Source organism: Burkholderia sp. BCC0397, assembly GCF_902832865.1.
Classification (GTDB): domain Bacteria; phylum Pseudomonadota; class Gammaproteobacteria; order Burkholderiales; family Burkholderiaceae; genus Burkholderia.
On record NZ_CADFDL010000001.1, the window covers coordinates 185,290 to 205,850 of the forward strand.

At 68.8% G+C, this 20,561-nt stretch carries 19 protein-coding genes and 2 pseudogenes; 8 read left to right on the top strand and 13 right to left on the bottom strand.

Going from position 1 to position 20,561, the window contains the following annotated elements; all coding sequences use genetic code 11:
- Positions 1-85: 85 nt before the first annotated feature.
- Both HWX03_RS00875 and HWX03_RS00880 read right to left on the bottom strand, forming a co-directional pair.
- Positions 86-607, bottom strand: coding sequence for a GNAT family N-acetyltransferase (locus tag HWX03_RS00875; protein ID WP_174429262.1), 522 nt, complete (start codon positions 605-607; stop codon positions 86-88).
- 98 nt (positions 608-705) lie between these two features.
- Entirely contained in the window at positions 706-1,449 is a 744-nt protein-coding gene (locus HWX03_RS00880) for an SDR family oxidoreductase (RefSeq protein WP_175869912.1), read from the bottom strand.
- 312 nt (positions 1,450-1,761) lie between these two features.
- Between HWX03_RS00880 and HWX03_RS00885 the strand changes: the two genes are divergently transcribed.
- Positions 1,762-2,145, top strand: a complete 384-nt coding sequence (locus tag HWX03_RS00885; protein ID WP_174429260.1) for a hypothetical protein — start codon at positions 1,762-1,764, stop codon at positions 2,143-2,145.
- Between the two features lie 167 nt (positions 2,146-2,312).
- Here the strand turns inward: HWX03_RS00885 and HWX03_RS00890 are convergent, their stop codons facing one another.
- On the bottom strand, positions 2,313-3,170 hold the full coding sequence (locus tag HWX03_RS00890; RefSeq protein ID WP_175869913.1) for a helix-turn-helix transcriptional regulator: 858 nt from the start codon (positions 3,168-3,170) through the stop codon (positions 2,313-2,315).
- A 95-nt stretch (positions 3,171-3,265) separates the two neighbouring features.
- On the opposite strand from HWX03_RS00890, the gene HWX03_RS00895 reads away from it, so the two are divergent.
- A complete protein-coding gene (locus tag HWX03_RS00895; RefSeq protein ID WP_175869914.1) occupies positions 3,266-4,159 on the top strand; it encodes an SDR family oxidoreductase in 894 nt (297 codons plus the stop codon).
- A 45-nt stretch (positions 4,160-4,204) separates the two neighbouring features.
- Here HWX03_RS00895 and HWX03_RS00900 read toward each other — a convergent pair.
- The 5 genes and pseudogenes from HWX03_RS00900 to HWX03_RS36800 form a co-directional block, all read right to left on the bottom strand.
- Positions 4,205-4,503, bottom strand: a pseudogene (locus HWX03_RS00900) (zinc-binding dehydrogenase); the annotation flags it as partial.
- A pseudogene (locus tag HWX03_RS00905) lies at positions 4,501-4,644 on the bottom strand (LysR family transcriptional regulator); the annotation flags it as partial. The pseudogenes HWX03_RS00900 and HWX03_RS00905, both read right to left, overlap by 3 nt.
- A gap of 71 nt (positions 4,645-4,715) precedes the next feature.
- Complete coding sequence (locus HWX03_RS00910) at positions 4,716-6,095, bottom strand: FAD-containing oxidoreductase (protein WP_175869915.1); 1,380 nt, start codon at positions 6,093-6,095, stop codon at positions 4,716-4,718.
- Between the two features lie 194 nt (positions 6,096-6,289).
- Positions 6,290-6,868 (bottom strand): hypothetical protein, encoded by a 579-nt coding sequence (locus HWX03_RS00915; protein WP_175869916.1) that lies wholly within the window; start codon positions 6,866-6,868, stop codon positions 6,290-6,292.
- Between the two features lie 47 nt (positions 6,869-6,915).
- Positions 6,916-7,110, bottom strand: a complete 195-nt coding sequence (locus HWX03_RS36800; RefSeq protein WP_244132553.1) for a hypothetical protein — start codon at positions 7,108-7,110, stop codon at positions 6,916-6,918.
- A 114-nt stretch (positions 7,111-7,224) separates the two neighbouring features.
- On the opposite strand from HWX03_RS36800, the gene HWX03_RS00925 reads away from it, so the two are divergent.
- From HWX03_RS00925 to HWX03_RS00945, 5 genes are all read left to right on the top strand, one after another.
- A complete protein-coding gene (locus HWX03_RS00925) occupies positions 7,225-7,863 on the top strand; it encodes a LysE family translocator (RefSeq protein ID WP_175869917.1) in 639 nt (212 codons plus the stop codon).
- A 320-nt stretch (positions 7,864-8,183) separates the two neighbouring features.
- Complete coding sequence (locus tag HWX03_RS00930; protein WP_175869918.1) at positions 8,184-8,981, top strand: DUF3348 domain-containing protein; 798 nt, start codon at positions 8,184-8,186, stop codon at positions 8,979-8,981.
- Positions 8,982-8,991: 10 nt separating this feature from the next.
- Positions 8,992-12,039 carry a DUF802 domain-containing protein gene (locus tag HWX03_RS00935; protein WP_175869919.1) on the top strand — a complete coding sequence of 1,016 codons (3,048 nt, stop codon included), beginning with the start codon at positions 8,992-8,994 and terminating at the stop codon, positions 12,037-12,039.
- Positions 12,040-12,042: 3 nt separating this feature from the next.
- Positions 12,043-12,687 (top strand): OmpA family protein, encoded by a 645-nt coding sequence (locus tag HWX03_RS00940; RefSeq protein ID WP_175869920.1) that lies wholly within the window; start codon positions 12,043-12,045, stop codon positions 12,685-12,687.
- Positions 12,684-13,310: a DUF2894 domain-containing protein gene (locus HWX03_RS00945; RefSeq protein ID WP_175869921.1), complete on the top strand. Its 627-nt coding sequence runs from the start codon at positions 12,684-12,686 to the stop codon at positions 13,308-13,310. Before HWX03_RS00940 ends, HWX03_RS00945 begins: the two co-directional genes overlap by 4 nt.
- A gap of 33 nt (positions 13,311-13,343) precedes the next feature.
- Here the strand turns inward: HWX03_RS00945 and HWX03_RS00950 are convergent, their stop codons facing one another.
- The 3 genes from HWX03_RS00950 to HWX03_RS00960 form a co-directional block, all read right to left on the bottom strand.
- Positions 13,344-13,916 carry an NADPH-dependent FMN reductase gene (locus tag HWX03_RS00950; RefSeq protein ID WP_175869922.1) on the bottom strand — a complete coding sequence of 191 codons (573 nt, stop codon included), beginning with the start codon at positions 13,914-13,916 and terminating at the stop codon, positions 13,344-13,346.
- 52 nt (positions 13,917-13,968) lie between these two features.
- Positions 13,969-14,664 carry a histone acetyltransferase gene (locus tag HWX03_RS00955; protein WP_175869923.1) on the bottom strand — a complete coding sequence of 232 codons (696 nt, stop codon included), beginning with the start codon at positions 14,662-14,664 and terminating at the stop codon, positions 13,969-13,971.
- Positions 14,665-14,769: 105 nt separating this feature from the next.
- Complete coding sequence (locus HWX03_RS00960; RefSeq protein ID WP_175869924.1) at positions 14,770-15,354, bottom strand: hypothetical protein; 585 nt, start codon at positions 15,352-15,354, stop codon at positions 14,770-14,772.
- On the opposite strand from HWX03_RS00960, the gene cml reads away from it, so the two are divergent.
- A complete protein-coding gene (gene cml / locus HWX03_RS00965) occupies positions 15,353-16,552 on the top strand; it encodes a CmlA/FloR family chloramphenicol efflux MFS transporter (protein WP_175869925.1) in 1,200 nt (399 codons plus the stop codon). The two genes, HWX03_RS00960 and cml, sit on opposite strands and share 2 nt — an antisense overlap.
- Before the next feature lie 62 nt (positions 16,553-16,614).
- Here the strand turns inward: cml and HWX03_RS00970 are convergent, their stop codons facing one another.
- A complete protein-coding gene (locus HWX03_RS00970; RefSeq protein ID WP_175869926.1) occupies positions 16,615-17,898 on the bottom strand; it encodes an isoprenylcysteine carboxylmethyltransferase family protein in 1,284 nt (427 codons plus the stop codon).
- Positions 17,899-18,025: 127 nt separating this feature from the next.
- Complete coding sequence (locus tag HWX03_RS00975; protein ID WP_175869927.1) at positions 18,026-20,272, bottom strand: collagen-like triple helix repeat-containing protein; 2,247 nt, start codon at positions 20,270-20,272, stop codon at positions 18,026-18,028.
- Between the last annotated feature and the right edge of the window lie 289 nt (positions 20,273-20,561).

Here is a 20,561-nt window from a genome sequence, read left to right on the forward strand (position 1 = left end):
ACGAGGGAAAGACGTCGTTTACGCCGTCATCGATTGGCTGTATTCGTTTGCGCCGCGCTTACGTGATGCCGACAGGAAGCGACGATCAGCGACGGTAGATGAACTCCAGATCGGTCGATTCGCCGACCTTGAAATCGTACGTGCCGACACGCTTGAAGCCGGCCTTCTCGTAGAACGCGATGGCCTTCGCATTGCCCGACCACACGCCCAGCCATACCGGGCCGGGGCGCGTCGCGGCGAGGTACGCGAGCGCGGCGTCGAACAACGCCCGTCCGGCGCCGGTTCCCTGCGTGCCGCGTCGAAGGTAGATCTGATGGATCTCGCCCGAACCGTCTGCCACTTCCGGGTGCGGAAGCTTGCACGGCCCTGCTTGCGCGTACCCGACCAGCGTGCCGTCGTCGCCTTCCGCGACCCACGTGCGGCACTGCGGGTCGCCGAGCTGCTCGGTGATCGCTGCAACCGAGTACGTACGGGCTTCGTACTCGGCCAGATCGTTCGGCGGGTAGTCGATGCCGAACCCGTCCTGCAGAAAGGTTTCGCGAAACGTATCGCGCTTCAATTCGGCAAGCGGGACGGCATCGGCCAGGGTCGCAACGCGGATCAACATGGAGCATCTCTCGGTTCGGTGTCGGGCCGACAGTTTATCCCGAGTGATCTCGAGAAGATGCATCGCCACCCCGCATCGCCTCCCCGCGTTGCCACCCGTTAACCGGCGACGGTCGCGGTCGGGCGCACGACGATTTCGTTCACGTCGACATCGGCAGGCTGCGCGATCGCATACGCAATGGCCGCCGCGATTGCTTCGGGTTCGAGCGCGATGCTGCGGTAGCGCGTCATCGCTTCGGCGGCGACCGGGTCGGTAATCGTGTCGGCCAGTTCGGACGTGACGACACCCGGGCAGATGCTCGTGACGCGCAGCTTGTCGTTCTCCTGCCGCAAGCCGTCGGAGATCGCGCGCACCGCGTACTTCGTCGCGCAATAGACGGCGGCCGTCGGCGATACCCGCAATCCGCCGATCGACGATACGTTGACGATCTGGCCGAACCCCTGCCGATTCATCACCGGCAGCGCGGCCGCGATGCCGTACAGCACGCCCTTGATGTTGACGTCGACCATGCGGTCCCACTCGTCGACCTTCAGCGACGCCATCGGCGACAGCGGCATGACGCCCGCGTTGTTGACGATGACATCGATCCGGCCGTACTCGGCGAGCGCGGCGTCGACGAAGGCGACGCTGTCGTCGCGCTGCGTGACGTCGAGCGCGCGCCAGGCCGCGGTGCCGCCACCGGCGCGAATGTCGTCGGCGAGCGCGGCAAGGCGTTCGGTGCGGCGCGCGCCGAGCATCAGGCGTGCGCCGCGCGCGCCCAGATAGCGGGCGGTGGCCTCGCCGATGCCGCTGCTCGCGCCGGTGATCAGGATCACTTTCTGTTCGATGTTGTGGTTCGTCATATCCGTTCCTCGGTGCGGGATGAAGAACCGACAGCATCGCGCGGAAACGGGCGCGGCCGTTATCTCGCGAGTCCGCATTTCTTGCACGATTCTCCGAGAATGCGCGGAGCACGATCCGGTGCGTGGTTGCGTATGCGGTTTTCCCACCCGGTAAAAAAACGTCGATTTTGCAGCGCAGCGAAAGTCGGCGACGCCCGTCCGGCCCGGCCTCGGTAACGAACCGAAACCGCCGGTGCGGAAATCATGCGGATGCCGATGGTTGACCGCCGGCGGACATGCTAGGATTTCCATCAAACAACTCCGGAGACTGCGATGCCGTTCATCTGCGAAAACGTTGAATGTCGTGCCGTGCTGGCTCGCGGGCAAGTCAGGCACCATCAGGAAGGCGCGGGCTGGTGCTTCTACTGCCCCGACTGCAACACCAGGAACGAGTTGATGAATATCGGCACGGTCAGCGGCCCGGTCGATCTGGTTCAGCCGGAGCGGGCGAGCCCGCCGCACAAGGTCGTCGCGAAGGCCCGACCGCTGGACGACGGCCGATACGCGGCGCAGTTGAGCGTCCAGCGGGCGCTCGCCGTGAAAGGCACCTACGCGGCCGAAGAGCACTGGGATCAGCTCGGCGTATTCGGCGACGCGCAGCAAGCCGTCGCGCATGCGAAGTCTTTCGCCACCGACCTGCTGCAGCGCGCGGCGTAGTCGGCACTTTTCCGTGAATGAACAAGGGGCGTCGCGCATTCGCGCGCGACGCCCCTTTGCGTTTTCCGCCCGCGTTCGTCAGTCGTGGGTACCGAACGAGCAGTGCCGCTTCGCGATCCGCTGATACGTGCCGTTCTGAATCAGGATCCCGAGAAAGCCATGCGCGGTCACGCAGCCGGCGCCTGCGCCGCGCGGGCCTGTTCGCGGGCCGCGACGAGCGCCCGGATCCGCGCACGGTCGGCCGGCGTCGCCGGCGTGAAGATCACGAGGCTCAGGTCGGGGCGGCCGGTGACCGAGAAAGCCGAATAATCGAGCGCGATCCGGCCGGCCTGCGGATGGCGGATCTCCTTCGTGCCTTCGTGATGCGAATGGATATCGTGGTCGCGCCACATCGCGTCGAATTCGGTGCTCGTCGCGCGCATCTCGTCGACGAACGTCTGCACGGCCTGCGTCGCGCCGCTGCGCGCGACGTCCGCACGAAACCCGCCGACCGCGAACCGCGCGATGCGCTCCCAGTTCGGCTGCGCGTCGCGCACGCGCCCGTCGACGAAGATCAGCCGCAGGATGTTGCGCGCGGCCGGCGGCAGTGTCGCGTAGTCGGTCAGCGTCGCGGCCGCCGCGTCGTTCCACGCGACGACGTCCCACGTCGCCGTGCGGATGATCGCCGGGCTCGCGTCGAGCGAATCGAGCACGTGCTGCAGGCGCGGCGTCACGCTGGCCGGCGCGTGATAGCGCACCTCGGGCGGATGGCCGACGCCGATCAGGAACAGGTGCTCGCGTTCGGCCTCGTTGAGCATCAGCGCGCGGGCGAGCCGGTCGAGCACGTCGGCCGACGGCGCGCCGCCGCGCCCCTGTTCGAGCCACGTGTACCACGCGGCGCTCACGTGCGCGCGCTGCGCGACTTCCTCGCGCCGCAGGCCCGGCGTGCGGCGGCGCGTGGCCGGCAGCCCGAGCGCGGTCGGGTCGAGTTTCTCGCGGCGGTCCCGCAGGTACGCGCCGAGCAGGTTGTCGGGGGCGTCAGCCATATCCTGTTAGTTCGTTTACCGGTAAACCGTCACGACTTCACCGTGAGCGGCCATCGGCAGATAGTAAGCCTCCATTTCATCCGGAGGTGCTGAACATGCGTGTCTTTGTTACGGGAGCGTCGGGATTCGTCGGCTCGGCCGTGGTGGCCGAACTCGTGGCGGCCGGGCACTCGGTGCTCGGGCTGGCGCGATCCGATGCGGCCGCGGCGTCGGTTGCCGCGGCCGGCGCCGACGTCCATCGCGGGTCGCTGGAGGATCTCGACAGCCTGACCCACGGCGCCGAAGCCGCCGACGCGGTGATCCACACGGGATTCAATCACGATTTCTCGCGCTTCGCGGAGAACTGCGAACTCGACCGCCGCGCGATCGAGACGATCGGCGCGGTGCTCGCCGGCTCGGCGCGGCCGCTGGTCGTCACGTCGGGCCTTGCGCTCGTCGCGCCCGGCCGCGCGGCGACGGAGGACGATCCGCACGTGCCGGTGTCGGCGAATTATCCGCGTGCGTCCGAAGCGACCGCGGTCGCGCTGGAAGCGCGCGGCGTGCACGCGTCGGTCGTCCGCCTGCCGCCGTCCGTGCACGGCGATGGCGATCACGGCTTCGTGCCGCGCCTGATTGCGTTCGCGAGGGAGAAGGGCGCGTCGGCGTTCGTCGGCGACGGCGCGAACCGCTGGCCCGCCGTGCACCGGCTCGATGCGGCGCGCGTGTACCGGCTCGCGATCGAACGCGGCGCGGCCGGCGCGCGCTATCACGCGGTCGACGATACGGGCGTGCCGTTCCGCGAGATCGCCGAGGTGATCGGCCGGCGGCTGAACGTGCCGGTCGTCGCGAAGTCGGCGGCGGAAGCCGGCGAGCACTTCGGCTGGTTCGCGATGTTTGCGGGAATGGATGCGCCGGCAACCAGCGAGCGCACGCGGGCCTCGCTCGACTGGGCGCCGACGCAACCGCGGCTGCTGGCCGACATCGACCGGCCGCAGTATTTCGAAAGCTGACGAGCGGCGCGCGCCGCCCGCCATGGGTGCGGCTCGGACAGCGGCTCAGACCGTGACGACGATCTTCCCGACCTGCGCACCGGCTTCCATATAGCGGTGCGCGTCCACGATGTCGTCGAACGCGAACGTGCGATCGATTCGCGGCTTCAGCGTGCCGGCCGCGAGCCCGTCGACGATGAAGCGCTTCGCGCGTTCGAGCCGCTGCACGTCGCCGGTGATCTCGAACAGCTCGTAGCCGCGCAGCGTCAGGTGGCGCGCGAGCAGGTCCATCACCGGCACCGGATGTCGCGCGTATCGAGCGCGCCGTACTGGAAGAACGTGCCGTCGGTGGCCAGCGCGCGCAGCCGCACGCCGAGCGCCTGTTCAAGCTGCTGCACGGTTTTCGTGACGGCCGGCCGATGCAGTTGCAGCGCGTCGGCGGCCTGCGTGAAGTTGCCGCGTTCGACGATCTGTACGTAGATCTGCATCGTTTGCAGGCGGTCCATGGCGTTCCCGGATGGCGTGGCGAGCGGCCTCTTCGCACACCGCCGGCGCGCGGCCGCCCGCCTGCGGTGCGTCATTCGACCGGATGCAGATCCTGCAGCAGCGTCGGCACCAGCTCCGACACGGTCGGGTGGATGTGCATCGCGCGGCTGATCGTCGTGTACGGCGCGCCGGCGGTCATCACATCGAGCATCCCGTGCACGACTTCGTCGCCGGTCACGCCGAGGATCGACGCGCCGAGGATCGCGTGACTGTCCGCGTCGACGATCACCTTCATGAAGCCCTGGCTTTCGCCTTTCTCGACTGCCCGGCCGACGCGCGTCATCGGGCGCGTGCCGACCAGCAGCCGGCGGCCCGTCTGCTTCGCTTGCGCGAGCGTCATGCCGACGCGGCCGAGCGGCGGATCGATGTACATCGCGTAGGCCATGACGCGGTCGGACACCTTGCGCGGATCGTCGTCGAGCAGGTTGGCCGCGACGATCTCGTAGTCGTTGTACGCGGTGTGCGTGAACGCGCCGCGCCCGTTGCAGTCGCCGAGCGCCCAGATACCGGGCACGTTGGTGCGCAACTGGTCGTCGACGGTGATGTAGCCGCGCGCATCGGTGTCGATGCCTGCGCGGTCGAGCCCCAGGTCGTCGGTGTTCGGCACGCGCCCGACCGCGAGCAGCAGGTGCGAGCCCGCGACCTCGCGGCCGCCGCCCGCACAGTCGAGGCCGACCACGATGCCGTCGCCGTCGCGGCGCGCGCTCAGGCAGTTCGCGTCGAGCTGCACGTCGATCCCTTCGTTTTCTAGGATCTCGCGCACGGCCTGCGACACGTCTTCGTCCTCGCGGCCGATCAGGCGCGAGCCTTTCTCGATGATCGTGACCTTCGAGCCGAAGCGGCGGTACATCTGGCCGAATTCGAGCCCGACGTAGCTGCCGCCGACGATCACGAGATGCTCGGGCAGGAAGTCGACGTCCATCATCGTCGAGTTGGTCAGGTACGGCACCGAGTCGAGGCCCGGCATGGCGGGCACCTGCGCGCGTCCGCCGACGTTGATGAAGATGCGTTCGGCTTCGAGCACTTCATCGCCGACGCGCACCGCGTTCGCGCGTTCGAACCGGGCATGACCCTGAAAGACGGTCGTGTTGTCGAGGCCGCGCACCCATTGCTCGACGCCGTGGTTCGAGCGGCCGGAGATCTGGTCCTTGCGCGCTTTCACGGCTTTCATGTCGACGGTGACGGGGCCGCCGACCGACACGCCGTATTCGCCGGCGCGCCGGGCGAGCTGCGCGGCGTATGCGCTCGCGATCAGCGTCTTGGTCGGGATGCAGCCGGTGTTCACGCAGGTGCCGCCGAAGCGGCCGCGCTCGACGATCGCGACTTTCATGCCGGCGCCGGCGAGCCGCGCGGCGAGCGGCGGCCCGGCCTGGCCGGTGCCGATGACGATCGCATCGAAGTGTTGCGTCATGACGTCCTCCTGTGCGGGGGCAACGAGGAAAGGGGCAGGCGCAAGCCGCATGCCGTGCCGGCGGTCGCGCGGGCGACGAGCGCCTATGGTAGACCTGTTGGCCGGGTGCCGCGAGCGGCGGGCGGGCGACGCGTCGCGTCGCGTTGCGTTGCGTTGAAAAACGGCACCGCCGCGGGCGTCACGGCGCTCAGCGTCTAGTCCTTGCGTTTCCATTGCCCGAACGACACCGGCCGGTGCGCGTCGGCGCGCGTGACGGTGACGTGGTCGGGCTTGTCGTCGAGCGGAAACGATTCGGTGACGATCTGGTTCGAAAACAGCCAGCCGTGCGTGCGCGGGTCGTAGCGGAACGTGATGTAGTCGGTCCAGTGCTGCCCGCACGCGACGAAGTTCTGCACGGTGAAATAGCGGCCCTTTACCGAAAGGCCGTTGTCGGCCGCATCGTCGGGGTCGAACGGATCGCACTGGCCGCCTTCGTTCGCGCGCAGCACGACCTGGTCGTTGCGTGCGGCGAGCCGGTAGGTGTGGTCGGCCTGTTCCTCGTAGATCAGCAGCGGGCGCGGCGATGGCTGCTCGCGCGTATCGACCGCGCGATGCACGACGACGAGGAAGCTGTGCCGTCCGTTGTCGAGATCGGGGCCCGGGTGCTCGCTCAGCATCTGGTAGCCGGGCGGCAGTTGCGCGGCGATCGACTTCGGCAGGCCGTCGGCGCGGGCGCCGAACGAGAGTGCGGCGAGCAGCGGGAGCAGCAGGGCAGAAAGGCGAAGAGCGCGCATGGCGGGCGGTCCGGTCGATGGAAGAAAAGGGGATGAGCCGCGCGGCGTTACAGATCGCGCCCGGGAAACTCGGTGCCGGGCGTCGGATTTCCGGGCGCATAGTCCTGGAGGGCGAAGCTGACGCTCGAGCGCGCGACGTACCCGCGAAAGATCGCTTCGACGGCAGCGGCATCGTCGGGATGGCGGGCGGCGCGGATCTCGATCATGGGGCGGCGCGGAATGATAGGAAAGAGGGCCAGCATAGCAGCGCACGGCCGCTTTCGGCCATGCGCGAAGCGTGCCAGAATCAGCGCTCCGACCGTCGGAAACGACACGCAGGCGCCGGCGAAGCGGCGTCGCTGACCAAGGAGGTTTCGATGACCGCATCGGCTGCCGTACTCGCCATCCTGGCTGCGCTGTTTCTCGGCGCGATGATTCCAGGCCCGAGCTTCGTGCTGGTTGCCCGCAATTCGATCGGGCTGTCGCGCCGCGACGGGCTGGCCACCGCGCTCGGCATGGGCATCGGCGGCATCGTGTTCGGCGGCGTCGCGCTGGCCGGGCTCTACACGCTGCTGCAGGCCGTCGAATGGTTGTATGTGGGCCTCAAGGTCGCGGGCGGCGTTTACCTGATCTACATGGCGTCGAAGATCTGGCGCGGCGCCGACCGGCCGATCGCCATGGACGATCCGCAGGCGATGGCCGGCGGCAGCGCGCGCAAGTCGTTCTGGACCGGCCTCACGACCCAGCTCAGCAACCCGAAGACGGCGATCTGGTACGGCAGCATCTTCGCGGCGCTGCTCCCGCAGCATCCGCCGCTGTGGTGCTACCTCGCGCTGCCGCCGCTCGTGTTCGCGGTCGAATTCGGCTGGTACATGCTCGTCGCGCTGTGCTTCTCGACGCGCCGGCCCCGCGAGCTCTACCTGCGCGCAAAGAAATGGGTCGACCGCATCGCGGCCGGCGCGATCACGCTGCTCGGGCTGCGGCTGATCCTGAATGCGCCGAAAGCGGGGATCTGAGCGCTTTCATTCCCGATCTGCGGCAGCGCGCGCGGCGGCCGATCATGGCCATCGTCGTCGCCGGCACGAACCGGCCGGCGACGGCCGGCCCGCCCGCCCGAGCGCGCGTCGGCGTTCCGCAAACGCGTTGCTTCCCGATGGCGCGGCCGCTCGCCGGCCGCCGCCGAACATGTTTTCCGCCCGTCACCGCCGCCCGCCGAGCCTTGCGCGACGGGCGTTCGCGTGGGTCGCACGACGCGCCGGACCGCGCCGCTTCCCCGATTCTGGCGGTCGACCGCCCGACGACGTGTAAACTGCTGCCTTTTTTGACGGTTTGCAGCATGGTGCAAGCATCTCCGCGCCCGGCGTTGAGCGGTCCGACGCTCGTCCGGCTGCTCGCGCGCCTGGCCGATGCCGACGTCGCGGAATCCCGGCAAACGCTGTCCGACCGGCTGAGCCAGTGGCTCGGCTGGACCGACGCGATCACGCTGTCGTCCGCGCTGAATGCGAGCCCGCCGGGCGTCGCGGCCGGCGTGCGCGGCTACGACGCCGAGCGCGACTGCGCGCGCGTGCGCCACGACCTCGCGCAGGCGATCACGGCCACCCACCGGCCGCGGGCGCGGCGCCGGCCGGGCGACCTGCCGCCGCCGGCCGCCGACACGGCCGATTTCGCGGATTTCCGCCAGCGTTATCTGACCCTGCAGCAGGACATGGAAACGGCGATCGGCCAGTTGCGCGGCCGCCTGCGGGTCGCGCTCGCCGCGCGCTCGTCCGGGATGGCGCGGCTTGCGACGCTCGACACGATCATGGAGCGTGTGCTCGGCGCGCGCGAGCGCAGCCTGCTGTCGGCCGTGCCCGCGCTGCTCGGCACGCGTTTCGCGCGGCTGCGCGACGCGGAGCGGCAGGCGCTGGCCGAGGCCGAATCCGCGGCCGCCGCTGCGCCCGACGCCGCCGACGCATCCGCTCCGGCTGCTCCGGCCGCGGAAGGCGCGGCGGCCGGCACCCCGGCCGTCGCGGCAATCGTGCCCGGCGCATGGCTCGATACGTTTCGCGACGAGATGCACAGCATCCTGCTTGCCGAACTCGAAGTCCGGTTTCAAACGGTAGACGGGCTGCTCGCGGCCCTTCGCACCAGCTAATCAACACGCTATGTCCAGAATTCGCCTTGATCTCGTTGTCTTCGTCGCCGGTCTGCTCGCAGTGGGCTGGATCGGTGCCGGCTATGTCGCGTCGAACCCGCTGGCGGCGGCCGTTACGCTGCTGATCGGCGCGTGCTACGTCGCCGGCGCATGGGAGCTGCTGCGCTACCGGCAGGCGACCGCCACGCTGTCGCGCGCGGTCGCCGGCCTGACCGAGCCGCCCACGAAGCTCGACACGTGGCTCGACACGCTGCATCCGGGCCTGCGCGGCGCGGTGCGCGCGCGTGTCGAAGGCGCGCGCGTCGCGCTGCCGGGCCCGGCGCTCACGCCTTACCTCGTCGGCCTGCTGGTGCTGCTCGGCATGCTCGGCACGCTGCTCGGGATGGTCGTCACGCTGAAGGGCACGGGCGCCGCGCTCGAGAGCGCGACCGATCTCGATGCGATCCGCGCGTCGCTGATCGCGCCGGTGAAGGGGCTCGGGTTCGCGTTCGGCACGTCGATCGCCGGTGTGGCCACGTCCGCGATGCTCGGGCTGCTGTCCGCGCTCGTGCGCCGCGAGCGGATCGACGCGGCCCAGCAGCTCGACGCGAAGATCGCGACGACGCTGCGCGTGCATTCGTCCGCGCACCAGCGCGACGAATCGTTCCGGCTGCTGCAGCGCCAGGCCGACGTGATGCCGGCGCTGGTCGACCGGTTGCAGACGATGATGACGACGCTCGAGGCGCGCAGCGTCGCGTTGCACGATCGTCAGATCGAAAGCCAGCAGGCGTTTTTCGACCGGACCGAGCGGGCGTACGCGGGCCTGGCGTCGAACGTCGGCGACGCGCTGAAGGAAAGCGCCGCCGAAAGCGCGCGCGTGGCCGGTGCGGCGTTGCAGCCGGTCGTCGCCGCGACGATGACGGGGCTCGCGCAGGAGATGGCCGCGCTGCGCGACACCGTGACGGGCGCGGTGCAGCGTCAGCTCGACGGGCTGACGGACGGCTTCGAGAAGACCACCGGCAACGTGACGGCCGTGTGGAACCGCGCGCTCGACGAACAGCGCCGCGCGGGCGACGCCGTCGCGCAGCAGTTGCAGACGACGCTCGGCCAGTTCACCGAGACGTTCGCGCAGCGTTCGTCGGATCTGCTCGACGGCGTCGCGACGCGCCTCGAATCGACCGAAGGCCGCCTGTCGGACGCATGGCGCGAGGCGCTGACGCGCCAGGAGCAGGTCGGCGAGACGCTGGCCGGCCAGCATGCGCGCGCGCTGGGCGAAGCCGCCGCGACGTTCGAACGCCATTCGGCCGCGACGCTCGCCGCGATGCACGAGTCGCACGCGGGTTTGCAGACGCAACTGGCTGCGCGCGACGAAGAACGTCTGTCGGCGTGGAACGATTCGCTCGCCGCGATGGCTGCGAAGCTGGGCGAAGAATGGCAGCGTGCGGGCGTGCATAGCGCGGGCCGTCAGCAGGAAATCTGCGACGCGCTTGCACAAACGACGCGCGATCTCACCGCACAGGCTTCGACGTTTGAACAACGCTCGAACGATCTGCTGTCGACGATTCGCGAGTCGCATACGGGTCTGCAATCGCAACTGGCTGCGCGCGACGAAGAACGTCTGTCCGCGTGGAACGACTCGCTGGCCGCGATGGCTGCGAAGCTCGGCGACGAATGGCAGCGTGCGGGCGTGCATAGCGCGGGCCGCCAGCAGGAAATCTGCGATGCACTCGCGCAAACGACGCGCGACCTTAGCGCACAGGCTTCGACGTTCGAGCAACGCTCGAACGATCTGCTGTCGACGATTCGCGATTCGCATACCGGTCTGCAATCGCAACTGGCTGCCCGCGACGAAGAACGTCTGTCGGCGTGGAATGATTCGCTGGCCGCGATGGCCGCGAAGCTGGGCGACGAATGGCAGCGTGCGGGCGTGCACAGCGCGGGCCGTCAGCAGGAAATCTGCGACGCACTCGCGCAAACGACGCGCGACCTTAGCGCACAGGCTTCGACGTTCGAGCAACGCTCGAGCGATCTGCTGTCGACGATTCGCGAATCGCACACCGGTCTGCAATCGCAACTGGCTGCGCGCGACGAAGAACGTCTGTCCGCCTGGAACGACTCGCTCGCCGCGATGGCCGCGAAGCTCGGCGAAGAATGGCAGCGCGCAGGCGTGCACAGCGCCGGCCGCCAGCAGGAAATCTGCGACGCGCTTGCACAAACAACGCGCGACCTCACCGCACAGGCGTCGACGTTCGAACAGCGCTCGAACGATCTGCTGACGACGATCCGCGAGTCGCACGCCGGCCTGCAATCGCAACTGGCTGCGCGCGATGAAGAACGCCTGTCCGCGTGGAACGATTCGCTCGCCGCGATGGCCGCCGCGCTGCGCGACGAATGGGCACAGACGAGCGCGCAGGCCGCCGCGCGCCAGCAGGACATCTGCGACACGCTGGCCCGCACCGCGAACGACATCACCGCGCAGGCGCAGGTTCACGCGAGCGACACGATCAACGAAATCGCACGTCTCGTGCAGGCTGCATCGGAAGCGCCGAAGGCTGCGGCCGACGTCGTCGCCGAGCTGCGCCAGCGCCTGTCCGACAGCATGGTGCGCGACACCGCGACGCTCGAGGAACGCAGCCGCCTGCTCGCGACGCTCGAAACGCTGCTCGGCGCGGTCAACCACGCGTCGACCGAACAGCGCACCGCGATCGACGCGCTCGTCAGCACGTCGGCCGATCTGCTCGACCGCGTTGGCGCGCGCTTCAACGATACCGTCGACGCCGAGACGCGCAAGCTCGATTCGGTGGCCGCGCAGGTCACGGCCGGCGCCGTCGAAGTGGCGAGCCTCGGCGACGCGTTCGGGATGGCCGTGCAGGTGTTCGGCGAATCGAACGACAAGTTGCTGACGCATCTGCAGCGCATCGAGGCCGCGCTCGAGAAATCGCTCGCGCGCAGCGACGAACAGCTCGAGTACTACGTCGCGCAGGCGCGCGAGGTGATCGACCTGAGCGTGATGTCGCAGAAGCAGATCGTCGAAGACCTGCAGCAGCTCGCCGGCCGGCGGGCGCCCGTCGGAGCGTAACGCATGCACGACGAAATCGACGGCGGCGCGCCATCGGCGCCGGTGTGGCCCGCGTTCGCCGACCTGATGTCGGTGCTGCTCGGCGCGTTCGTATTGATCCTGGTCGGCGTGATCGGCATGCAGCTTCAGCTCACGTCGAAGCTCGAGGAAGCGGTGCGTGCTCGCCAGCTCGAGGCGCAGCAGCGCAAGTCGCTCGAACAGGCCCTCGCCGGGCCGCTCGCGGCCGGCCGCGTGACGCTCGTGAACGGGCGCATCGGCATCAGCGGCAACGTGCTGTTCGCGCTGAACTCCGACCAGTTGCAGCCCGCGGGCCGCGACCTGCTGAAGACGCTGGCCGGCCCGCTGGCCACGTACCTGAAGACGCGCGACGAGATCCTGATGATCAGCGGCTTCGCGGACGACCAGCAGGTGCACGCCGGCAACCGCCTGTTCGCGGACAACTGGGAACTGTCGGCCAAGCGCGCGTTGACGGTCACGCGTGCGCTGATCGATGCCGGCGTGCCGGCGTCGTCGGTGTTCGCGGCCGCGTTCGGTTCCGAACAGCCGGTCAGCTCGAATGCGGACGATGAAGGCCGCGCGAAGAACCGCCGCGTGGAAATCGCGCCGGTGCCGCGCAAGTCGGCGTCGAACGGAGGAAAGGCAAAGTGACGGGCGACGCGACGCACGTGCGCGCGACGCTCGACGCATGGCGCGAGCAGGGCGCCGATCGGCTCGATCCCGTGCGATTTCACCGGATCGACGCGCTCGAACGGCGCGCGGCCGTGCTCGATGGCGCTGCACGCGCGCTGCTCGACGCGCGGCTGGCGACGCTGATCGAAGGGTTTGCGGAGATCGTCGCGCGCGTCGATGACGCTGACACCACGCGCGAGACGGCGGCAGCCGCGGCGGATGCGCCCGCGCGCGGCGCGCTTGCCGCGCTCGTCGAAGGGCTCGCGCGCGATGCGCAGGCTGACCGGCGCGGGCTCGATCCGGAACTGGTCGACTACTTCCGCGCGATGTGGTCGAAAGTCCGCACGGAACAGCAATACCGCCAGTCGCTCGACCAGGTGCCGCGCAATGCGGGGCCGCTCAATTCGAATAGCCTCGTGCACCGCTCGCTCGCGACGATGCGCGAGTTGTCGCCGGACTATCTGCAGCAGTTCCTGTCGTATGTCGATGCGCTTGCATGGCTCGAGGATCTCGCCGGCGGCGGCGCGCAGCCCGAGAAGGAAGCGCCGCGTGCGAAGGCGGCCAAACCGGCGAGAAAGACGACGCGCGCCAAGGCGCGATAACGCCACGGCGCACGCATTCAGCGTGTGGGTCGCCTACCGGTCGGCAGCAGGGTCGTCGATCGCCGCGCGCAGCGCGTGCAACGCTTCGACGAGCGCCGACGCGAACGGCGGATGCGCGGCGATGCCCGCCGCGTCGAGCTGGCTCCCGAGAATCGGCAGCGCGATCGATGCGGGCTCGACGATGCGCGCCGACATCACCGACAGCGTTTCGCGCAGCGCCGCGTCCGCATGCGTCGCGCGCGGCGACGCGTTCAACACCGCGACCGGCTTGTACACGACGGCCTCGCATCCCACGACCCAGTCCAGCGCGTTCTTCATCACGCCGGTTACGCCGTGCGCGTATTCCGGGCTGGCGATCAGCACGCCGTCGGCCGCGTTCAGGCGGTCGATCAGGTCGCGCACGGCGGCAGGCGTCGGGTATTCGGCATCGGGATTGAACAGCGGGAATTCGCCGAGACGATCGAAGCGCGCGATGCACATGCCGCACGGGGCGACGAGCGCGGCTGCGTCGAGGAGTGCGGCGTTGTACGACTGCGCGCGGAGACTGCCGCACAGCGCGACGATGTTGATGGGGCGCTCGGAATCGGTTCGGGTTTCGTTGGCCATCGCGGAACGTGTGGGGTAGGAGGCTCGCGCGGCGGCGCGCGGATCCGCCGAATTATCGCATTGGCGCGTGAGCCACCTGAGCCGCGTGAGCGACGGGCCGCGCGTGGCCGACGCTCCGCACGGGATGTCGTTCGTGTTCGCTGCGCCGCACATTCGCGTTCGCATATTCAGCGGCATCGACGCCGGTCATCCCGACCGCACGCGCGAATTCTCCGATTCCCCACCCATTCCCGAGCAACAGCCGCCGCGTATGCAGCGCACCGTGTACGTCGTCGGCCACGGTTTCGCCGAGATAACGTAGCGCGCGGCCTTCGACATCGACGAAGCCATGCCCGTAATCCTGCGCGAGCGCCGTCCACAACTGCGCGGCGCCGACCGACTGGCGCGCGCCGCTGATCAGACACAGGCCCGCGTCGAGCCCCCATCGATACAGCGTCGTCGCGAGCCCCTTGCGTTGCGCCGAGCCGCGCAGCCGCGTATGCGGCGCGCGCAGGTAGCGGTCCGCGCGGCGCGGGAGTTCGGGAAGCCGGTTGAACACCGTATAGCCGGCGAGCTGGCGGGCCGACGGATCCTCGACATACAGGAAGTATTCGCCGTCCGCTTCGCGGTGGCGGACGATCAGGCCCGAGCGGCCGAGCGCGACGGCCGGCAGGCCGTGCAGGCGATGGCCCGGCTGGTGCAGGCGTTCATAAAGGGTGTCGAGTTCGTCGTCGATGTCGTGTTGGGAATGCTGTACGTCGATACGCATGGCAAAAGGCGCCCGTCCCGGGCGCATCGAGAAAGGGGTTCATGGCAACGGGGAACGGAAATGGAAGCGGCCCCCGGGCTCGGCGAAGCGAGCCGGGGCCGCGAATCAGCTGGGGATGTGCTGGAAACCGGCGGCGATCGCGGCGAGGCCCGCGATGCAGAGTGCGAACAGGATCAGGACTTTGTGGATCACGCCTCTTTCCTCTTGAATGCACGGCGCCGGCGGGCGGCGTCGCGGAGACGGTGAGCGGCGGGCACGGCCCGCACGGCCGTCGTGCGGGACGACGGTCGGGCGTCCGGGCGACGGGCGCACGCGGACGGTCAGCACCATACGCGACGCGCCGGGGGCGGGCAATCGGACGGGCGGAGAAAGGTGACGAAAAGCGGAGAATTGCGATGTTTCGCGACAATTGGCCGCATGGGGGGCTGTGAGCACGCCATGATTCGCCGCGAAGATCCGGGATCGATCGCATAGCGGTTTCCAGTGGCAGCCCGCGTTCAAGCCGGGAAATCGCATACACTTCACCGCGAACGAACCCCACAAGGATCTGACCATGGGAGCAGGCCCGTCCACGGATCGCTGAGCCGCAACAACGTGCTTCACCCGGTTGTTGCGGCGATCTCCTCTCGTCGATGACTCAGCAGGCAGATTGCCGCCGGATTTCCCTTTTCCGAGCGGATGCTTCGTCATGCCTGATCAAACCCAAACTACGCCCGCATGGGCTTGCTCGCTGCCGTCGGCCTTGCTGCTGATGGCCCCTTTCGATCTCCTCGCGTCGCTGGCGATGGACGTGTATCTGCCGGTGGTTCCGGAGATGCCGTCGGCGCTGCGCACGTCGCCCGCCGTGGTGCAGCTGACGCTGAGCGTCTACATGGTCGTCCTCGGCCTGGGCCAACTGGTGTTCGGCCCGCTGTCGGACCGGTTCGGACGTCGACCCGTGCTCCTGGGCGGTGCGCTACTGTTCTCGGCGGCTTCGCTGGCGCTTGCGACGGCGGGCAGCGGCGGCGTGTTCGTCGCGTTGCGCCTGCTGCAGGCGCTGGGTGCGTCCGCCGCGCTGGTGGCGACCTTTGCAACGGTGCGCGATGTCTATGCCGACCGTCCGGAAGGCAGCACCCTCTACAGCCAGTTCGGGGCGATCCTGGCGTTCGTCCCGGCGCTCGGGCCGATGCTCGGCGCGGGCATTGCGCACGGTTTCGGATGGCGCGCGATTTTCGTGACCCTCGGCGGCGCCGGGTGTCTCGCGTTCGGCCGCGCGTTGTCGCACTGGTACGAAACACGGCCGCGGGCCGCCGGCAGGCCGCGGCAATCGGTCGTATCGATCCTGCGCAGTCCGTCTTTCCTCGTCTATTCACTCGGTTTCGGCACGGCCATGGGCGCTTTTTTCGTGTTCTTCTCGATTGCGCCGCGCGTGCTGGTCGGACAGGCCGGTTATTCCCGCACCGAATTCAGTGCAGCGTTTGCCACTGTCGCGATCGTGATGATCGTGGCCGCGCGTTTTGCGCGATGGTTCGTGTCGAACTGGGGGATTCCGGGCTGTTTCGTTCGCGGCGCCGGCATCATGATGGCCGGCGCACTCGCACTGGCGGCATGCACGGTCTTGATGGCGCCGTCGTTCATCGCGTTCGTGATGCCGATGTGGATCGTCGCGGTCGGCATCGTCCTGATGTCGTCAGTGACGGCAAACGGCGCGCTTCGGGATTTCGACGACGCGGCGGGGACGGCAGTTGCGCTGTATTACTGCGTCCAGAGCCTGATCGTCGGCGGGGCCGGCACGTTCGTGACGCTGGTGCTGCCCGGCGATACGCCGTGGCCGCTGGCGGCGTTTTGCTTCGTCATGCCGGCGGCATGCGTCGTCGCGCTCGCCGCATTGAAGCGCACGCGCGGATGAACCGGGGTGTGTGCGTTCCCGGCCGGGTCGATGCATCAGCGGCCCGGCCGGGAATCGCTCCGTCACACCGCCTGCCGCGCCCCAAACGCCTGCCTGATCCGCGCGAACAAGCCGTGCTGCGCGATCCACTCCGCATACGCGCGATAGTCGGGATCGCGCATCAGATGACGCTCTTCCGTCTTCGCGCGCGTGTAGTAGATCAGGTTGACCGCGACGAGCCCCGCGCAGTGCATGAGCCCGATCTGCCAGCCGAGCGGCTCGACGAACGGCACCGACACCATCCAGTACGACAGGTTCTTCGTGATGTAGGCCGGGTGCTTCGTGAAGCGGTACGGGCCCGACGTGATGATCCCGCGGTTGGTGAGGTTCGAGAATCGCAGCCCGAACGAGATCGTGCACAGCGCGTAGGTCAGCAGCAGCAGGATGATCACCGCGCCCCAGACCACGCGCAGCGTCGGCGCCGACAGCAGCCAGTTGTCCCAGAACACCGAGCCTTCGTAGCGGATGTAGTTGTTCGAGATCAGCGACCAGAATGGCTGGTAGCAGATCAGCGCGGCTACCCAGCCGAGCGTCGTCGGCTCGACGGTGCGCACGTGGCTGTCGAGGATGCGGAACGTGCACAGGTAACCGACGGTGCCGAACATCAGGTCCATCGTGAACGACAGGTCGTACATGAACACGAAGGTCGCGATCGTCATCGGCGCATGCATCGCATTCGCGAGCGACGCGCTCAGGTGATCGGCGTCCTTCGACAGGTACACCGTCATCAGCGGCAGGAAGAACGCCTTCACGCCCCAGCCGGCCAGCATCTCGCGCACCGGCTTCCAGCTCGCGGGCTGCTCGCGGCGAAACAGGAAGCGGCCCCACAGCAGGTACGCGTCGTCGGTCTCGCGCTGGTGGCGGTCCATCCACGCGAAGTAGAACGGCGCGGCGACGATCACGTACGGCGCGAGCGAGCGCAGCAGCGACCAGAACGGCAGGTAGAACGCGCCGTGGTATTCGGGCAGCAGCCAGTAGATCACGCCGATGCCCGCGTAGATCGACGTCAGCGCGCCGAGCCGCGTCGCGACGCGCGCGATGCCGAGCGGCCGGACGGCCTGCCGCGACAGCCCTGCGCTCGGGCGCAGGTAGACGCGCGAGATGAAGAGTTCGTGCAGCGCGATCGTGCCGATGATCGCGAGGCTCGAGATGACCGCGCGGGTGGCCGCGTCGAGGGCCGGGTGGTCGCGCGTAATCCACAGCGCGAAGAGTCCGGCCGTGATGCCGAGCAGGCCGGCGCGCAACGGCGTGGCAGAGCGGGGCGGGCGGTCCGGGGCAGCGACGATGCCGTCGAGCGTGGAGTTCATGATCGGATCCTCGTAGGGATGAGGGCCGGCGCCCCCGCTTGGCGGGTGACGCCGGCCGTCGGCCGGGCTGTTTATGGATGCGCGCCCGGCCATTGGCCTGTCGTTCTGATACGTGATGCGTTGACGCTTACTTCTTGGTGCCGCCGCCCAGCAGACCGCCGAGCAGGTTGGTCACCGGCGACAGCAGGTTGCCGGTGCCGCCTGCGGCGGCGCCGCTCGTGCTGCCGGTCAGGCCGGTCACCACGGAGCCGCTGCCGCCCGGCGTCGTCACGGTGCCGGCTGCGCCGCCGGGGCTGACCGTGCCGGTGGCGCCGGCCGCGCCGGCCGGCGTGCCCAGCGCACCCGTGAGCGTGCCGACCGGGCCGCTCGTCAGCACCCCGCCGAGCGTGCCGGACGCGTTGCCACCCGGCGTCGTGACGGTGCCGGTGAGGCTCGCGCCGAGCGGCGTCAGCGCGTTGACGAGGTTGGTGACCGGCGCCAGCAGGCCGCCGACGCCTGCGCCGCTCGTCCCGCTCGTACCACTGGTGCCGCTGGTGCCGCCCGTACCGCTTGAGCCGATGCTGCCGAGCGCACCCGTCACCGTCCCGAGCAGGCCGGTGATCGGCGCGAGCGGGCCGCCGCTGGTGCCGCTCGTTCCGCTGGTGCCGCCCGAACCGCTCGAGCTGCCGCCGCCGAGGCCACCCGTCAACGTGCCGAGCAGGCCCGTGATCGGGGCGAGCGGGTTGGTGCCGCTGCTGGAGCTGCCGCTGGACAGCAGGCCGCCGGCCGATGACACCGTGTTACCGAGCTGGGACACGCTGTTCCCGGCGCTCGTGCCGACCGGGTTGCCGGTTGCGCCGCCGACCTGCGAACCGGCGAGGCCGAGGCCACTGCCGAGCGTGTTCAGCAGGCTGCTGAGCGGAGCACCGAGCAAGGTCGTGTTGCCGAGCGTCTGCGTGACGCCCGGCGTCGTGACGCCGCCGGTCAGCGTGTTCGTGATCGGGTTGATCACGCTGCCGAGCTGCGTCTCGAGTTGCTGCACCGGCGAGCTGTTCAGCGCCGTGTTCAGCGCCGATGCGGTCGAATTGACCGCGGTGCCGACCGTGTTGACGAGACTGCCGACCAGGGTCGTCGCCGGTGCGAGCGGCGACAGCGGACCGGTGCCGAGGCTCGTCACTGCATTGCCGAGGTTGTTGACCGCACCGCCTGCGCCGGTCAGCAGGCCGGTGGTCGACGTGAGCGTCGGACCGAGCGGGTTCGGCGACACGCCGATCGAACCGAGGCCGGCCGCGATGCCGTTGCCGAGCGATTGCACGCCGTTGCCGAGACTGCCGACCGCGTTGCCGATGCTGGTGGCCGTCGTCGGGTTCGTGCCGGGAATCTGCACGCCGCCGATCTGACCGCCGCCGTTCACGATCGTCGTGCCGAGCGTCGTCACGACGTTGCCGGATTTCTGCAGGACGTTGCCGAGGGGAGTGACGCCGGTGCCGGAGGTGCCGGAGGTGCCGGACGTACCGGAAGTACCCGAGGTACCGGAAGTGCCTGACGTACCGGAGGTGCCTGATGTACCGGAAGTACCCGAGGTACCGGAAGTGCCTGACGTACCGGAGGTGCCTGATGTACCGGAAGTACCCGACGTACCGGAAGTGCCCGACGTACCGGAAGTGCCCGACGTACCGGAAGTACCTGACGTACCGGAGGTGCCTGATGTACCGGAAGTACCTGACGTACCGGAGGTGCCTGATGTACCGGAAGTGCCCGACGTACCGGAAGTACCTGACGTACCGGAGGTGCCTGATGTACCGGAAGTGCCCGACGTACCGGAAGTACCCGACGTACCGGAAGTACCCGACGTACCGGAAGTACCCGACGTACCGGAAGTACCCGAGGTACCGGAAGTGCCCGACGTACCGGAAGTGCCGGAAGTGCCGGAAGTGCCCGAGGTACCGGAAGTGCCCGACGTGCCGGAAGTGCCGGAAGTGCCGGAAGTGCCGGAAGTGCCCGAGGTGCCAGAAGTACCCGAGGTACCGGAGGTACCGGAGGTGCCCGAGGTACCAGAAGTACCCGAGGTACCGGAGGTGCCCGAGGTGCCAGAAGTACCTGACGTACCGGAGGTGCCCGAGGTACCGGAAGTACCCGACGTGCCGGAAGTACCCGACGTGCCGGAAGTGCCCGACGTGCCGGAAGTCCCCGACGACCCCGAACTACCGCCGCCCGAAGTCCCCGACGAACCGCCGCCCGACGTACCGGAAGTCCCCGAGGTGCCGCTCGTCCCGGACGTGCTCGGCTTGATCGTCGGCGGGGTCGTCGGTCCATCGACCGAGCCGCAGCCGTACAGCGCGAGCAGTGACGAGACGGCCATCGTTACCGTCGTCTTCTTGAAGAGAGTGTGCATGTTGGCCTCGACATTGGAAGTGTGTCCAGGCCTTCACTGCAAATTCCGCGCCATGACAGGTTTCGCGAAACGGTGTCGCGATTTGTTGCGGGAATCGGGAATATCGACGCGATTTAAACGGAGGAATGGCAGTTTCGCGCGACAGGCACCCGCGGTGCGCGAACGTCGCGGCTGCGATGTTCCCGTAAGGCGCCGTAACGCGCGGCCGGATGTTACGTAGCGTTCGGCCGCCCGTCACGCGAACGGCCGCGAACCGAGCGCCGCATCTTTGACGAAACCCGCCGACCCG

Excerpts from the sequence above, each read along its gene's own strand:
- HWX03_RS00960 (WP_175869924.1), bottom strand. The coding sequence starts at position 15,354 with ATGACGAAGCATCCGCTCGGAAAAGGGAAATCCGGCGGCAATCTGCCT.
- HWX03_RS00895 (WP_175869914.1), top strand. The coding sequence starts at position 3,266 with ATGCGTGTCTTTGTTACGGGAGCGTCGGGATTCGTCGGCTCGGCCGTG.
- HWX03_RS00975 (WP_175869927.1), bottom strand. The coding sequence starts at position 20,272 with ATGCACACTCTCTTCAAGAAGACGACGGTAACGATGGCCGTCTCGTCA.
- HWX03_RS00955 (WP_175869923.1), bottom strand. The coding sequence starts at position 14,664 with ATGCGTATCGACGTACAGCATTCCCAACACGACATCGACGACGAACTC.
- HWX03_RS00930 (WP_175869918.1), top strand. The coding sequence starts at position 8,184 with ATGGTGCAAGCATCTCCGCGCCCGGCGTTGAGCGGTCCGACGCTCGTC.
- cml (WP_175869925.1), top strand. The coding sequence starts at position 15,353 with ATGCCTGATCAAACCCAAACTACGCCCGCATGGGCTTGCTCGCTGCCG.
- HWX03_RS00890 (WP_175869913.1), bottom strand. The coding sequence starts at position 3,170 with ATGGCTGACGCCCCCGACAACCTGCTCGGCGCGTACCTGCGGGACCGC.
- HWX03_RS00950 (WP_175869922.1), bottom strand. The coding sequence starts at position 13,916 with ATGGCCAACGAAACCCGAACCGATTCCGAGCGCCCCATCAACATCGTC.
- HWX03_RS00885 (WP_174429260.1), top strand. The coding sequence starts at position 1,762 with ATGCCGTTCATCTGCGAAAACGTTGAATGTCGTGCCGTGCTGGCTCGC.
- HWX03_RS00880 (WP_175869912.1), bottom strand. The coding sequence starts at position 1,449 with ATGACGAACCACAACATCGAACAGAAAGTGATCCTGATCACCGGCGCG.
- HWX03_RS00915 (WP_175869916.1), bottom strand. The coding sequence starts at position 6,868 with ATGCGCGCTCTTCGCCTTTCTGCCCTGCTGCTCCCGCTGCTCGCCGCA.
- HWX03_RS36800 (WP_244132553.1), bottom strand. The coding sequence starts at position 7,110 with ATGCTGGCCCTCTTTCCTATCATTCCGCGCCGCCCCATGATCGAGATC.
- HWX03_RS00970 (WP_175869926.1), bottom strand. The coding sequence starts at position 17,898 with ATGAACTCCACGCTCGACGGCATCGTCGCTGCCCCGGACCGCCCGCCC.
- HWX03_RS00910 (WP_175869915.1), bottom strand. The coding sequence starts at position 6,095 with ATGACGCAACACTTCGATGCGATCGTCATCGGCACCGGCCAGGCCGGG.
- HWX03_RS00875 (WP_174429262.1), bottom strand. The coding sequence starts at position 607 with ATGTTGATCCGCGTTGCGACCCTGGCCGATGCCGTCCCGCTTGCCGAA.
- HWX03_RS00925 (WP_175869917.1), top strand. The coding sequence starts at position 7,225 with ATGACCGCATCGGCTGCCGTACTCGCCATCCTGGCTGCGCTGTTTCTC.
- HWX03_RS00940 (WP_175869920.1), top strand. The coding sequence starts at position 12,043 with ATGCACGACGAAATCGACGGCGGCGCGCCATCGGCGCCGGTGTGGCCC.
- HWX03_RS00935 (WP_175869919.1), top strand. The coding sequence starts at position 8,992 with ATGTCCAGAATTCGCCTTGATCTCGTTGTCTTCGTCGCCGGTCTGCTC.